The 12,352-nt window shown below is 64.2% G+C and carries 13 protein-coding genes and 1 tRNA gene; 6 read left to right on the plus strand and 8 right to left on the minus strand.

Features of this window, described 5'->3' with window-relative positions; genetic code table 11:
• Positions 1-171 precede the first annotated feature (171 nt).
• Entirely contained in the window at positions 172-414 is a 243-nt protein-coding gene (locus K0O62_RS18570; RefSeq protein WP_073853861.1) for a hypothetical protein, read from the plus strand.
• Between the two features lie 44 nt (positions 415-458).
• On the opposite strand, the gene K0O62_RS18575 is transcribed toward K0O62_RS18570, so the two are convergent.
• On the minus strand, positions 459-689 hold the full coding sequence (locus tag K0O62_RS18575; RefSeq protein ID WP_131817366.1) for a hypothetical protein: 231 nt from the start codon (positions 687-689) through the stop codon (positions 459-461).
• A gap of 796 nt (positions 690-1,485) precedes the next feature.
• Here K0O62_RS18575 and K0O62_RS29020 point away from each other — a divergent pair.
• Both K0O62_RS29020 and K0O62_RS18585 read left to right on the plus strand, forming a co-directional pair.
• A complete protein-coding gene (locus tag K0O62_RS29020) occupies positions 1,486-1,845 on the plus strand; it encodes an HNH endonuclease (protein WP_165636932.1) in 360 nt (119 codons plus the stop codon).
• A complete protein-coding gene (locus tag K0O62_RS18585) occupies positions 1,842-2,516 on the plus strand; it encodes a helix-turn-helix domain-containing protein (RefSeq protein ID WP_073853853.1) in 675 nt (224 codons plus the stop codon). Before K0O62_RS29020 ends, K0O62_RS18585 begins: the two co-directional genes overlap by 4 nt.
• Positions 2,517-2,759: 243 nt before the next feature.
• Here K0O62_RS18585 and K0O62_RS18590 read toward each other — a convergent pair whose 3' ends face one another.
• From K0O62_RS18590 to K0O62_RS18600, 3 genes are all read right to left on the minus strand, one after another.
• The gene (locus tag K0O62_RS18590) at positions 2,760-3,038 is read right to left on the minus strand and encodes a hypothetical protein (protein WP_073853851.1); all 279 of its coding nucleotides are present in this window, start codon (positions 3,036-3,038) and stop codon (positions 2,760-2,762) included.
• Positions 3,039-3,287: 249 nt separating this feature from the next.
• Positions 3,288-4,394: a hypothetical protein gene (locus tag K0O62_RS18595; RefSeq protein WP_073853849.1), complete on the minus strand. Its 1,107-nt coding sequence runs from the start codon at positions 4,392-4,394 to the stop codon at positions 3,288-3,290.
• 565 nt (positions 4,395-4,959) lie between these two features.
• Entirely contained in the window at positions 4,960-5,451 is a 492-nt protein-coding gene (locus K0O62_RS18600) for a hypothetical protein (protein WP_073853847.1), read from the minus strand.
• 430 nt (positions 5,452-5,881) lie between these two features.
• Between K0O62_RS18600 and K0O62_RS18605 the strand changes: the two genes are divergently transcribed.
• Both K0O62_RS18605 and K0O62_RS18610 read left to right on the plus strand, forming a co-directional pair.
• The gene (locus tag K0O62_RS18605; RefSeq protein ID WP_131817365.1) at positions 5,882-6,673 is read left to right on the plus strand and encodes a helix-turn-helix domain-containing protein; all 792 of its coding nucleotides are present in this window, start codon (positions 5,882-5,884) and stop codon (positions 6,671-6,673) included.
• Positions 6,663-7,832, plus strand: a complete 1,170-nt coding sequence (locus K0O62_RS18610) for a site-specific integrase (RefSeq protein WP_073853841.1) — start codon at positions 6,663-6,665, stop codon at positions 7,830-7,832. The genes K0O62_RS18605 and K0O62_RS18610 overlap by 11 nt, the downstream gene beginning before the upstream one ends.
• Before the next feature lie 43 nt (positions 7,833-7,875).
• On the opposite strand, the gene K0O62_RS18615 is transcribed toward K0O62_RS18610, so the two are convergent.
• Positions 7,876-7,949 (minus strand) — tRNA-Ile (locus tag K0O62_RS18615).
• Positions 7,950-8,018: 69 nt separating this feature from the next.
• Here K0O62_RS18615 and K0O62_RS18620 point away from each other — a divergent pair.
• Positions 8,019-8,399 (plus strand): phage holin family protein, encoded by a 381-nt coding sequence (locus K0O62_RS18620; protein WP_073853839.1) that lies wholly within the window; start codon positions 8,019-8,021, stop codon positions 8,397-8,399.
• A 1-nt stretch (position 8,400) separates the two neighbouring features.
• Here the strand turns inward: K0O62_RS18620 and K0O62_RS18625 are convergent, their stop codons facing one another.
• From K0O62_RS18625 to K0O62_RS18635, 3 genes are all read right to left on the minus strand, one after another.
• Positions 8,401-9,372: a hypothetical protein gene (locus K0O62_RS18625; protein WP_073853837.1), complete on the minus strand. Its 972-nt coding sequence runs from the start codon at positions 9,370-9,372 to the stop codon at positions 8,401-8,403.
• A 70-nt stretch (positions 9,373-9,442) separates the two neighbouring features.
• On the minus strand, positions 9,443-10,813 hold the full coding sequence (locus K0O62_RS18630) for a metallopeptidase TldD-related protein (RefSeq protein ID WP_073853836.1): 1,371 nt from the start codon (positions 10,811-10,813) through the stop codon (positions 9,443-9,445).
• Entirely contained in the window at positions 10,810-12,324 is a 1,515-nt protein-coding gene (locus K0O62_RS18635) for a TldD/PmbA family protein (protein ID WP_073853834.1), read from the minus strand. Before K0O62_RS18635 ends, K0O62_RS18630 begins: the two co-directional genes overlap by 4 nt.
• Positions 12,325-12,352: the final 28 nt, after the last annotated feature.

Here is a 12,352-nt window from a genome sequence, read left to right on the forward strand (position 1 = left end):
CCCAGCAGTCACGGCGAACCACGAAGGTCCGAGGTCTACGATTGGGCAGAGGCCACCTGCGGTATTCCTAGCCTGGTGCGTGACAGAACCGCGCCACTTCGATATGTCTCAAACGATCCGGCGGGGTGCCTGAACTTCGCTGAGGATGGCTCTGTTTACGGAGTTCATACCGTGAGCCTCACCTTCGCCAACTACTACAGCCGAGACGCTCTGCGGGCGGACGTGTCGGGCATGTCACAAGCCCTCTACCCGGTGCTCGCATACGCGGTTCTCCATCATGACAACGGGATCTGGTACCTGGCGGTCGCTCAAGCAATGCTAGAAAGACAGGACCTTGACGGTGTAGCCGCAGCGCGCGCACCAGAGGTGCTTAAACCCCTGCAGCGTTATGGATTCGAGGTCTTCGACATCTAGCGGATTGCTCGCAGTCCAGTGCCAATCTTCTGTGGGCCTGCCGACTACATCAACGCGCTTGCGCCCGGAGGGACCCAGCGAACCAGCTCATCGTGGTGGTCGCAGAGGGCGCTCCAGGGCTTCCTCGTCTCGCCGAGGCCCAACCCGTTCCACCATTCGCCCCCGCTGAGCCACCAAGTGGCCCGCTGGAACTCGGAGATGTAGGTGCGGCCATCATAGGTCCGGCACTCAATCCGCCAGCCGGTCATGTCGGTATCGCGTTCGTCGACGATCACGAACCGATCCCCATCGTGGTCTGAGGCGTACTGGAACGGGAACGGGAACGGGAACTGTGGTGACACGGCCTTCACTGGCGGGACCCTCCGGGAGCGGGCAACACAACTACAACGACGACCTAGCGTCGGTTATTCCCCAAGGACTCCAATCCGTATCTCTACATCTGTTGTCCCACAGACCTTTTTATACTTTGTGAGACTTGCGCTGTCACAGCGCTGTAGGCCCTGAGCCCGCGACCTCAGCGCAGCGTTTCACACTTCCGAGAAGTCTCAGGCCGCTGGGTTGCGGCTGCGCGCACCAGCCGTCGTCTTCTGCGCCTCCGAGACCCAAACCCTGTGAACAGGCGTCATTGCTGCCAGAAGTACTGGAGCGGTACACCCGCCAGCTCCGGTGAACGGGCCCGCCATCGTCGGTCCGCAAAGGCGGCATCATGCCTCTATCCAAACTCATCAGTCGGGTGGAACTGGCCGAACAGCTTGGCATCTCGGAAAGCGGCGAGCTTCGAGGGCGTCTCCTAGACCCAGGATGGCCAGCCCATATCCGTATAGGCCAACGAGTCTTCTACCGCGAGGCCGTGGTTGAGCAGTGGCTTCAGGACCGGGAGGCGCGCACCACGTCTCCGGGCTTCGACAGCGCGGGCACCGCCGTGCCCCATCAGCAGCTGGACCTAGCAGTCCCCAGCGACGGCCCTACCACCGATGGCGGTGCGCTATGAGGCTGCCATTCACCTGGGGACCAGAGTTTTTCGAGCGCAGGGACTGCAGAACCTGTGGCCAGACCAAGCTTCTATGCCAGATGGCGAAGGACTCGCGTCGCCCGACGGGCTACCGGACGCAGTGCGGGGTATGCCGACAAGGTTATGACTGGAGCCATAGCTACAAAATCCGATCACGGAAATACAGGCTCCCGGCCGTCGTGGAATGTTTTACACCAGCCGATCTAGTAGACCGTCACGGCGACAGGTGCGTCTACTGCCCAGACGGCGCGTTCGAGTGCATCGACCACGTGGTCTGTGTGCGGGCCGGGGGTACCCACACGCTCGACAACGTCGTGCCCTGCTGCGTGTCCTGTAACACGGCCAAGTATTGGGTGGTAGACCAGCCCCTAATCCGCCGCTTCGACGAGCTGCGCGCCCAGACGGTGGTGGCACCGTGAGCACCGATCCCTCCCTACCCAGGGCGCTGCCAGAGTGGGCCGTCGACCGGCTGATCTACGGGGTCGCCGAAGAACCGCTAACCCCGCAGGCTGTGTGGGGCACCATGCTTCGAATCGCGATGTGCGCCCAGGCCAGAGGCTGGAGCCAAGCCGATTTCATCGGAGAGGTCACCAGCTGCCAGAGGCGCAAGATCGCCAACGGTAAGCGACGGTGGGCCAGACACAAGCTGTGGGAACAGATGCTGGTCCACAACTCCTCAGAGGCTGCCGCACACCGAGCGCTGGATAAGGCCTGGCGGTGCGCTGAGGAGAACATGTTCAGTGGAGCCCTGCGGACCACCGACGACCTCCGCTCTGACGCCGTTGAGCGGGCATACCTATGGCAGGACAGGCTGGATACCGGGCAGGATAGCTTCACCCCCACAGAGAGCGGGGTGATGCGCTACGTCGCTACCCAGACCGAACGCCGCCGCCTGACCAGAGTGACCTGCCCGGCCAGGGACGTCGCCGAGTATGCAGGAATCTCCCCGATGACGGCCTCACGGACGTTGAAGTCACTGTCCGACAGGGGTTTTCTGGTCCGCTTCTCCAAGGGAAGAGCTGGACTGGCGGGGAATCGACGAGCGGCCATCTACAGCTTGGCTGAACCGGACGGAGAAGATCCGGCATGATGGGCGTATCGATGTGTAGGTGTTACATATGCATGGAAGATATTCCTAAGTACCACAATAGCTTCGGTGTCTATCGGTCTTCCCCTCCGCTGGTTCCCCCAGGTGATATCGATCTAGGAACCCGCCATGCTCACTGCCCTAGATACCGCCATTAAAGGGCTCCAGAAGGCCCGTAGACCGACTTTCTAAGCCGTTTGGGGTCACACCCCTCAGCGGCAGCCGTATGGACGAACTGGGTGCCCTCTACTCAGGAAGCGCTGTGCACACGAGGGGAAGTGTCAGTGTGATCTCGGGGTGGGTCTTCTTCGCGGCCAGTGCCTGTGCACATTGTTGAATGGTGTTCAGCCGGTCGGCATCCTGGGTTTCCTGGGCTTGGCGGACCTCGTCGAGCTTGTCGGTGGCCACAAACACCCCGACCCCGGCGAGGATGAAGATCAGGATGCTGGCGGTGGTGAGGAACCCGGTCAGGACGTGTTGGTGCGCTTGCGCAGCACCAGGATCGCGGCCCGTTGGTGGGCGCATTGCACCTCTGCTCGGATCTGGGAGACCGGCTGAACGGCTGGGCAAGCATCGGACCACGGGCAGCTCAAAGAAGGCCCCGTTCAGGGGTGCTCGGCAAACCCCCTGGAACGACACAGCCTCCCTGGCGACCCTCCTGAGGCACACGTACATCGGCCCTCAGTCCCGGCGAGAAAAACCGCAGGTCACTGCCTGTGTATCCCTAATAGATAGAGATCGCTGATGACAATCGTGGTGTCGGCGGGTCAATCTCTAGCTCTTCCTGTCCACTTGGAGGTCGAGACCTCTGTTCCCAGCTACTTTCAGCATCGTGGCTTGGAGGTCTTCTTGATCCTCTGTCACCACGATGAAGGAGTCATGCACCGGGAGTGGGCAGCGTCCTGTCTTCTCGATCATCTGGAGCATGACTTGGATCGCCATGTCGGAGTCTGTCCGCATGAACCGGGCTCCACAGTCTGAACCGAACAGCTCTTTGATGGGTTCATGCTTCTCTGCTATTGCCTCGACAATGTACTCGGCAACGATCCTCGGCAGCTTCCCTGAACTGGATTCTATTCCGCACAGGGTTCTATGTTCCGCATACGTACGAAGGTGATGCGTCAGAGCCTTCATGGCACTTGGAAGATCTCTGGCGTTGAGCATGATGAGGAATGCCCGCTTCACGACGTCTCGGTCGTAGCCCTCTATCTCGTAGAGGTCCCCTACCGGAATCGGCAGCCCCATTTGGGTGTATGCCATCACGGGATGCAGGCTCTTGTAATCCAACTCAACCGTGTCGCGGAGCTCCCCATCCAATTGCAGCCTCACCCACGCCCGGTGACGCCTTGGCATGTTCTGGACCGAGTCTCCCTGCAGGTAAAAGCGCCCGCCACGGTCGAAGGTACCGTTGAAGATCCTTCGTCCCCTTACGGTTCCGAACGTCTGGCCGCTCCCCACCCACACGTCGAGCGTCCCAAGACTGGTATTGATGACCTCGACTTGCACCCGCATCTTGGCGACCTCGTCGGTGTCTGAATAGTCCTTCAAGTCGGAGATATCTTCGCCGTCGAGGTCATCCTTGCTCTTGCGCAGGACGATGGCTTCGAACCTTTCAGGTTCACCCCGTCCTTCGCGCCGTTCAACGACATCGCCGGTCAGGTTCACCAGGGCGCTGGTGGCGGTTGCAGTTGACTGCCAGCCCCGATTCGCCGAGTTGTACCAATAGCCTGTGAACGCCTTGGCGAGCCCGAGGTCGGCGAGCTGATCTACGGCCTTCGTGACGTAGTGGTAGCTGTAGTACTGGTCTGCATACCGCTTCGGAGGGTAGAAATTCTTCCTCCGGCTGTAGCGGACCCCATTCCCTGTGAGCTTGTAAACCACCAGAAGCGAACGGGCGACACTTGCGATAGACCATGGCATTTCGCCTGTCAAACCAGGCGGGAGCACGGGTCGCAGCTTCTCTAACACCGGGAACAATTGGTCAGGACGCCAGCGCAGTTCCAACGGTACCTGCGCTCTGGCGAGCGGATTCTCTAGGCCGAAAGATGTCACCTGACATCACCAGAATCCACAAACATGCCCCCGTGTCTACCCGAAATCCCTGTTGCACAACTAGTTAAGCTACGCACTCCATTCAACTCCGAACACTGCTCGAATGCTTGAGCCGCTCCTCGACGACGGCGCGTATGTATAATCGGCATCTGCACAGTTGAAACTGGGCAGTCGAAACCAAGCACCGGCGGTTTCTAGTTCGGACGCCCTAAGGCCACGCAGATTCAACGACGCTACGTACCTTGAAAAATTACGGGCGAACCAAAGATGCGCTTTGCATGAGCCCAGCACTAGGCCGATATCTAAATGCAGAAGGACTATTGGCCTTCAGCCGTACGCTCTCCCCCGGGCGTGTCGAAGGGTGGGCTCAGTCCCGTCCGGCGCTTACTCGGTTTCATCCGTTGTCGTCCTCGCCCTCGTCCATATCGAACCAATCGTGCGCTGGTTCGTTTATTACGACCGTGCAGTTGGGCGGCTTCGGCCCCATCGCACCAACTGGGTATGCGTACGACGGGAGCCAGGGCACGACGTACGCGTTTTCGTCCGCAGGCTCGAAGTCCTCAGCGTCGAAGTCTGCAGGCCAACCGAGATCACCGGCCAGCTCCACAACGGGCGTACCGTCGCTATAGAAGCTGAAGGCCTTTTTAGCCTCGGCCTCAGAGCCTCCCGACGTTTCGACACTCCAGATCGTAACGAGCTTCAACCGTTGCACGCAGATTTCAAGGTCATCTAGCACAGAGTCCAGCTCTTGCTGGTCAATCCGCCCGCCCCGTTGGAGATCGCGGACGAATTGATCGATACGCCAAGCACTTAGAGTGCCCTCGGCAAGAGCGTGTTTACGGTCGTCTTCTACCTGCGCCGGAGTCCGGCCATATAGATCTTTCATTTCATTCCTTAAACTGTGAGTACGTAGTTCTGTCCAACCCCGCCCAGAGGCGGTCCGATCCTTGCAACTCAACGTGGCGCGGCGCTAGGTCAAGCCACGGATGTCGCTAACGGTAACTATCGATTCCCCTCCCTTCGCTCACCTTCCTTACAACGGTGCTCTACAAGGAAGCTTTCGACGTCGTCCCACCGGTAAAGCACACGGCGACCTATCCGAATGAACGCCGGACCCGTTCCACGCCAGCGCATCTGAGCGAGTGCGGCGGCGGTAGTTCGCAGGTAGCAGGCCACCTCGGCTGGTTGTGCGAGTGATTCCTTCACCGCCGCCTCCCATCAAAACTGGACTCACGCAAGTCAATATTTGGTTGCTAGAGGCCAGCCTACCGCGCGCCGGGTTGTCTGGCAACCCGGATCTCGGTAGCGTTATGGTCATGGTCGACGAGACACCTGCAGAGCTGCGCGTTGTGGTCGGCAAGAACCTCAGAAGACTGCGCACAGACGCTGGCATCACCCTGAATCGGCTAGCCGTGGCCGCCCGCCACCGCGGTCTGAACTGGGCAGAATCGAGGGCGGCAGATTTCGAGCGGGGGCTGGGCTCGCCGTCTCTTCCCACCCTGATCGCCCTGTGCTGCGCGCTTCGCGACGTCGGTTGTCAATCGGCCACAATCGCCGAGCTCATCCACACCGATGGGGGCGAGATCCGGGTCAATGGCGGCTTGTGCCTGTCGGAGAGCGCAGCTGTCTCGATCTTGTGCGAGCAGATCCTGCCGCCGAAATCGGCCAGCGCAGCAGCACAACCTGGTCCTCGGCGAACCTCGGCGAGCCCTCCGACGGCACAGGGAGATTTCTCCATCCCATTCCTTCGCAGGAGCGAGGATGTGCCATCGTTCATTCTCGCCGACGTCCTGAAGCAGTTGGCGGGTCGCCGGAACCTATCCGCTCAGCAGTCGGTAGGCCGACTCTTCGAGGCGGTGACCCCAGACACTGTAAGGACGGTTCTCGCGCAGTCAGGCGCGCCAGAGCGGAAGATCGAAAAGTCACTCAATCTGTCATATGCAGAACTGGCCGTCGCATCTGCCGCGCTGTGGGGGGAGGCCTTCTCCATCCACCGCGACAAGCTTGCCGGGGAAGGAGCCAACCGGCAGAAGCGCGGTCAAATCACACGCCGAATGAAGGAAGAGCTACTTCAAGCTCTCGGCGAGCCAGGCGCTCATGGCCGGTAGGCCCCCACTGCGAATCGGCCAGCATGGAAGGATCTCGCGGACGAAGAAGGCCAACGGCGTCTGGGTGGCGAGGTGCCGGTACCGAGATCACGACGGAGTCACTCGCACGGTCGAACGACGTGGCCCCCTCGATGAGTTCGACCAGTACGGAAAGCTCGCTGAGGACGCGCTGATCGCCGCGCTGGCAGAGCGTCAGGCACCGGGTGTCTCCGACGCCGTGGGACCCGACACGCTGGTGATGACGCTGGTAGATGAGCACCTGCGTCGACTGGCCGAGGACGGGAGGTCAGTCGCCACGCTGGCCACCTATGCGTTCACCGCAGAGAAGCTGCGCAAGTTCGTTGGTGGTGTGCGGGTGCGCGAGGCTACCACGGCCCGGTTGGATGCCGCGCTGCGGTCGATGCGCACCGCGCACGGCGCGACGATGGCCAAACAGTCCAAGACGATTCTGCGCGGTGGTCTCCAGCTCGCCGTCATGGCCAGCGCACTGACCGCCAACCCGGTGCGCGACGTGAACACGATCAGGCCGAGAGCTGCACCCAAGGGCGCTGCCGCGCTGACGGCCGAGCAAGTGCGCGCTCTGCTGATTGATGTGCGGTCGTCGGACTACTGCGCTACGCGTGACCTGGCCGATCCGATCATCCTGCTGATCGCGACCGGCCTGCGCCGCTCCGAGCTCCTGGCCCTGCAATGGTCGGACTTTGATGCCGACGCGGCAACGCTGAGCGTCACCGGCAAGCTGGTCCGCGCGACTGGTTACGGTCTGCAGCGGGTCGAGGACACCAAGACGGCCGCCGGACTGCGCACTGTCGCGCTCCCCAAGTTCGCGGTCGACATGCTCACCGCCCGGCACGGCCGCGAGTACGCGGGCGAACAGGACATGATTTTCCCGGCCACCTCGGGCACCTGGCGCGACCCGAACAACTTCGGTAAAGCATGGCGCAGTGTGCGTGAGGCGCTCGGCGTCCCCGGAGTCACCAGCCACTCATTCCGCAAGACGGTGGCGACACTGATTGACGACGGCGGCCTGTCTGCACGCATTGGTGCTGACCAGCTCGGGCACTCGAAAGTGTCAATGACGCAGGACCGGTACATGGCGCGGGGCCGGGTCCACACCGAGGTGGCCGACCTGCTGGACCGCGCTATAAGCGATGAATAAACGATGGATTGTTGCCAGCAATCTTTAGAAATACGCTCTGCAGTGGGGCGGGCGGGGCTCGAACCCGCGACCAAGGGATTATGAGTCCCCGGCTCTAACCAACTGAGCTACCGCCCCGACGCGTAATGCGGCACCTATGTTCGCACAGCACCCCCCAGCGGCATACAACCCGGTTAGTCTCACCGGGTGATCAGATTCCTGCTGCGCATCGCAGTGTTCCTGGGCTCCTCGGCGATCGGCCTGCTGGTCGCCTCGTGGCTGGTGTCGGGCATGACGTTGCGCCCGCTCGGATTCCTCACCGCGGTGGTCATTTTCACCGTCGCCCAGGGCATCCTCTCCCCCTTCTTCCTCAAGATGGCCAACCGGTACGCCTCGGCGTTCCTCGGTGGCATCGGCCTGCTCTCCACCCTGGCCGCCCTGATCCTGGCCTCGCTGTTCTCCAGCGGCATCAGCATCAGCGGCATCGGCTCGTGGATCGCGGCGACCGTCATCGTCTGGCTGGTCACCGCGATAGCCACCCTGGTGCTGCCGATGCTGGTCCTGAAGAAGAAGGCCGCTACGACCTGAGCTACCAGGTCCCGTCGGCCACCACATCACCACCGCCGGCGCCCAGCTTCACCACCGTGCTCGGGTCCACCGGCACGAACGGATCCTCCTTCTGGCCAAGCACATTGCCGACACTCTTGATTCTGGACAGGATCTCCGAGGCGAGCACATCCGCTTCGTCGGCGTCGTAATAGTCGAACCACGGCAACCCGGCATCCATGTAGGCCTCCCGGTCTACCGGCGTCGGCGGCGGCAGCTCCCCGGTGATCGCGTTCCACTGCTCGGCCGAGCACAGGTGCACGAACACCCGCAGCGCCGCGCTCTGGTCGTAGTCGGCCAGCGGGCGCTCATCGGAGTACACCTCCTGGCGCATCCGCCCACCGGCACCGAGCCCCATTGCCGGCCCTTCACACGCGACCAACTCGTCGCACTCCATTATCGAGGCAGGCGAGCACTGCACCACGCGCTGCGCTTCCCGCCACCGCTCCAACGCCTCGGCCGTCAGCCCCACTGCACGCAGCTGCACCCCACCGTGGGTCTCCTCCCCGGTCACCTGCCCCTCGACGGTCGCCCCCGACCCCAGCGGCACCGCCACGAATTGGCGGATGAAGCCCGCGCCGGCGTTGATGCCGTCCAGCCACGGCTGCGTGGGCAGCGGCACGTAGTTCTGCGGGTCCCCGGTCAGATGGTCGATCCACGGCAGCCCGCTGACCGCACACACCTTGCCCACCCCGACCTGCAGCGCGGCCGGCTCGAAAGCGTCGAACGACAACCACATCGCCTCGCGCTGAAAGATCGGCAGCATGATGCCGCCGCGGGCCAGCCAGTCGGCCGGCGCGGTGTCCGGGTAGTCGGCGACCCGCCGCAGCGGGAACCTGCCCAGCCCCGGCGGCAGCGGATGCAGCCCGGTCTCCGGGATCCGCAGCGTCCGCTGGAACGTCACCGTCACCGAACCCAGCGTCAACCGGTCCTGGTCGATCTCCACCTGCGTCATGCCAGACCTCCATCTCGACTCACTGCCGATAGGGATAGCACCCGGCACCGACAGCCAGAGGTCCGCTGAGCTACTGCGCCTGGCTCACCGAGGACATGTGGAAGTCGGGGATCCGCAGCGACGGCATGGTCGCCCGGGTCGCCCAGTCCCCCCACTCCCGCGGCAGCGTGGGCTCGCTGACCCCGGCCTCGGTGGCGCGGCGCAGCAGATCCAGCGGGCTCTCGTTGAACCGGAAGTTGTTCACCGCCGCGGTCACCTCGCCGTCCTCGATCAGGTACACCCCGTCGCGGGTCAGCCCGGTCAGCAGCAGCACCGCCGGGTCCACGGTGCGGATGTACCACAGCGTGGTCAGCAGCAGCCCGCGCTCGGTGGACGCGATCATGTCCGCCAGCGACGCGGTGCCACCGGTCATCAATAGGTTGTCGGCCGGAACCGCCACCGGCGCACCGAATTCCGCGGCCGCCGCACGCGGGTAGGCCAACGCGTTGATCGTCCCGTCGCGCAGCCAGTCCACCCGGCCGACGTCGAGCCCGTTGTCGAAGATCGACACCTGCTCCGAGGACCGCGACACCGCCACGAACGGCTGGCATTCCTGGCCCGGCGCCGTGGGGTCCGAGTACATGGTCAGCCCCAGATCGGTGAGCTTCTCCCCCACCCGGGTCCCGCCCGGCGCGGACAGCGCGGTGCGGCCCTCCTGCGCACCGCGGCCGTCCATGCTCCAGCCCAGATAGATGAGCATGTCGGCGACCGTCGACGGCGGCATCAGCGTCTCGTACCGTCCCGCCGGCAGATCCACCGTGCGCTGCGCCCAGCCCAGTCGCAGCGACAACTCGTCGAGCAGGGCATCGGTGGACACGCGTGAGAAATCCGGTGTGCCCACCCCGGCCCAGGCGCTCGCGCCGTTGCGCTTGGCGTTGATCTCCACCGAACCGGTCGGTTGGGTGTAGCGGCGACGCAGCCCGGTCGAGGAGCCCAGGAACGTCGTGGACAACACGTGCCGGGCGTAGCCGTACAGCTTGTCGGCACCGCGGAAGCCGCGCACCAAACCGGTTGCCACATCGGCGAATACATCGGAACCGGTGGTGGGCACCGGGGCATCCCAGTTCGGCGGCGCATCTCCGCCCGGCAACGCGGGCGCACTGTCGGTGGCCGCCGGCGCCGACGCGGCCGCCCGCTGGGAGGCGGCGACCAGCGCGCTGAGCGCAGCCGGGTCGACCTCGGTGGAACTGACCGAGCCGACGTGCGCGTCCGCGCCGCGGCGCAGCACCGAGATCACCGTGGTGCTGCGGGCCTGCGATTCACCGTTGGTGGTCATTGAGTTACCGGCCCAGCGCAACGAGGCGTCGGCCCGGTCGGTGACGATGACGGTGGTCTCATCGGCTCCGCCGAGCCGGGCGGCCTCGGCCAGCACCTGGTCGACGACGTGCTGTGCGGCGATCATCGGCCGGCCTCCGCCTGCGTGTTCAACACATTGACCCCTCGGAACAACGCCGACGGGCAGCCGTGGCTGACCGGGGCGACCTGACCGGGCTGCGCCTTGCCGCAGTTGAACGCACCCCCGAGGCGCCAGGTGGACGGCCCGCCGACGGCTTCCATCGACCCCCAGAACTCGGTGGTGGTGGCCTGATACGCGACATCGCGCAGCTGCCCGTCCAGCTTGCCGTCCCGGATCCGGAAGAACCGCTGCCCGGTGAACTGGAAGTTGTACCGCTGCATATCGATCGACCAACTCTTGTCGCCGACGATGTAGATGCCGTCGGACACCCGCGCGATGAGATCCGCGGTGGACAGGTCCTCGGCGCCCGGCTGCAGCGACACATTCGCCATCCGCTGGATCGGGACATGGTGCGGGGAGTCGGCATAGGAGCAGCCGTTGGAGCGCGCTTCCCCCAGCCGCGGCGCGAACACCCGGTCGAGCTGGTAGCCGACGAACAGTCCGTCACGCACCAGGTCCCAGCTCTGTGAACGCACCCCTTCGTCATCGAAACCAACTGTGGCCAAGCCATGTTCGACGGTGCGGTCGGCGGTCACGTTCATCACCGGCGAGCCGTACCGCATGCTGTTCAGCTTGTCCGGGGTGGCGAACGAGGTGCCGGCGTAGGCCGCCTCGTAGCCGATGGCCCGGTCGTATTCGGTGGCGTGCCCGACGGATTCGTGGATGGTCAGCCACAGGTTCGTCGGATCGATCACCAGGTCGGTGGGCCCCGCGGTGACGCTGGGCGCCTTGACCTTTTCGGCCAGCAGCGCGGGCAGCTCGGCGAGCTCCGCACTCCAGTTCCACACGCTGTCGTCGACCACGGCCTCCCAGCCGCGGGCGGTCGGCGGGGCCAGGGTGCGCATGGTCTCGAAGGTGCCGGCCGCCGGGTCGACGGTGGTGGCCTCCAGCGACGGCTGCAGCCGCACCCGCTGCTGGGTGGTGGAGGTGCCGAAGGTGTCGGCGTAGTAGGTCTGTTCCTTGACCGCCTGCAAACTGGCGGACACATGGTCCACCCCGTCGGCCGCCAGCAGCCGCTCGGAATAGTCGGCCAGCACCGCGATCTTGTCCGCGCCGGGCACGGTGAACGGGTCGATGCGGTAGTCCGACACCCAGCTCAGATCGTCGTAGACCGGTTCGGCGGCCAGTTCGATGCGTTCGGCGTTCAACGGCGCCAGCGTGGTCGCGACCCGGACCGCGCGGCGCGCCGTCTCGGCCGCCACCGCCGGGTCCAGTTCGGCGTGCGAGGCGAAGCCCCAGGTGCCGTCGACGATCACCCGCACCGCCAGCCCGATCTCACGGTCCAGGGTGGAGGTCTCCAGCTCGCCGTCGCGCAGCTGCACGACCTCGGTGGTGAGCCGGTGGATGCGTAGATCGGCGTAGCCGGCACCGGCCGCGCGGGCCGCCGACAGCGCGGCATCGGCCAGCGCCCGGCGGGGCAGCGCAAGGAAGTCGGGATCGACGGAACGACGTGTCACGGACCCCACCGTAACGGCAGAGGTATGT

The organism is Mycolicibacterium diernhoferi (assembly GCF_019456655.1).
Taxonomy (GTDB): domain Bacteria; phylum Actinomycetota; class Actinomycetes; order Mycobacteriales; family Mycobacteriaceae; genus Mycobacterium; species Mycobacterium diernhoferi.

Coding starts and splice junctions, on each gene's coding strand:
- K0O62_RS18630 (WP_073853836.1), bottom strand. CDS start 10,813: ATGATCGCCGCACAGCACGTCGTCGACCAGGTGCTGGCCGAGGCCGCC.
- K0O62_RS29020 (WP_165636932.1), top strand. CDS start 1,486: ATGGCGAAGGACTCGCGTCGCCCGACGGGCTACCGGACGCAGTGCGGG.
- K0O62_RS18590 (WP_073853851.1), bottom strand. CDS start 3,038: ATGCGCCCACCAACGGGCCGCGATCCTGGTGCTGCGCAAGCGCACCAA.
- K0O62_RS18605 (WP_131817365.1), top strand. CDS start 5,882: ATGGTCGACGAGACACCTGCAGAGCTGCGCGTTGTGGTCGGCAAGAAC.
- K0O62_RS18610 (WP_073853841.1), top strand. CDS start 6,663: ATGGCCGGTAGGCCCCCACTGCGAATCGGCCAGCATGGAAGGATCTCG.
- K0O62_RS18625 (WP_073853837.1), bottom strand. CDS start 9,372: ATGACGCAGGTGGAGATCGACCAGGACCGGTTGACGCTGGGTTCGGTG.
- K0O62_RS18600 (WP_073853847.1), bottom strand. CDS start 5,451: ATGAAAGATCTATATGGCCGGACTCCGGCGCAGGTAGAAGACGACCGT.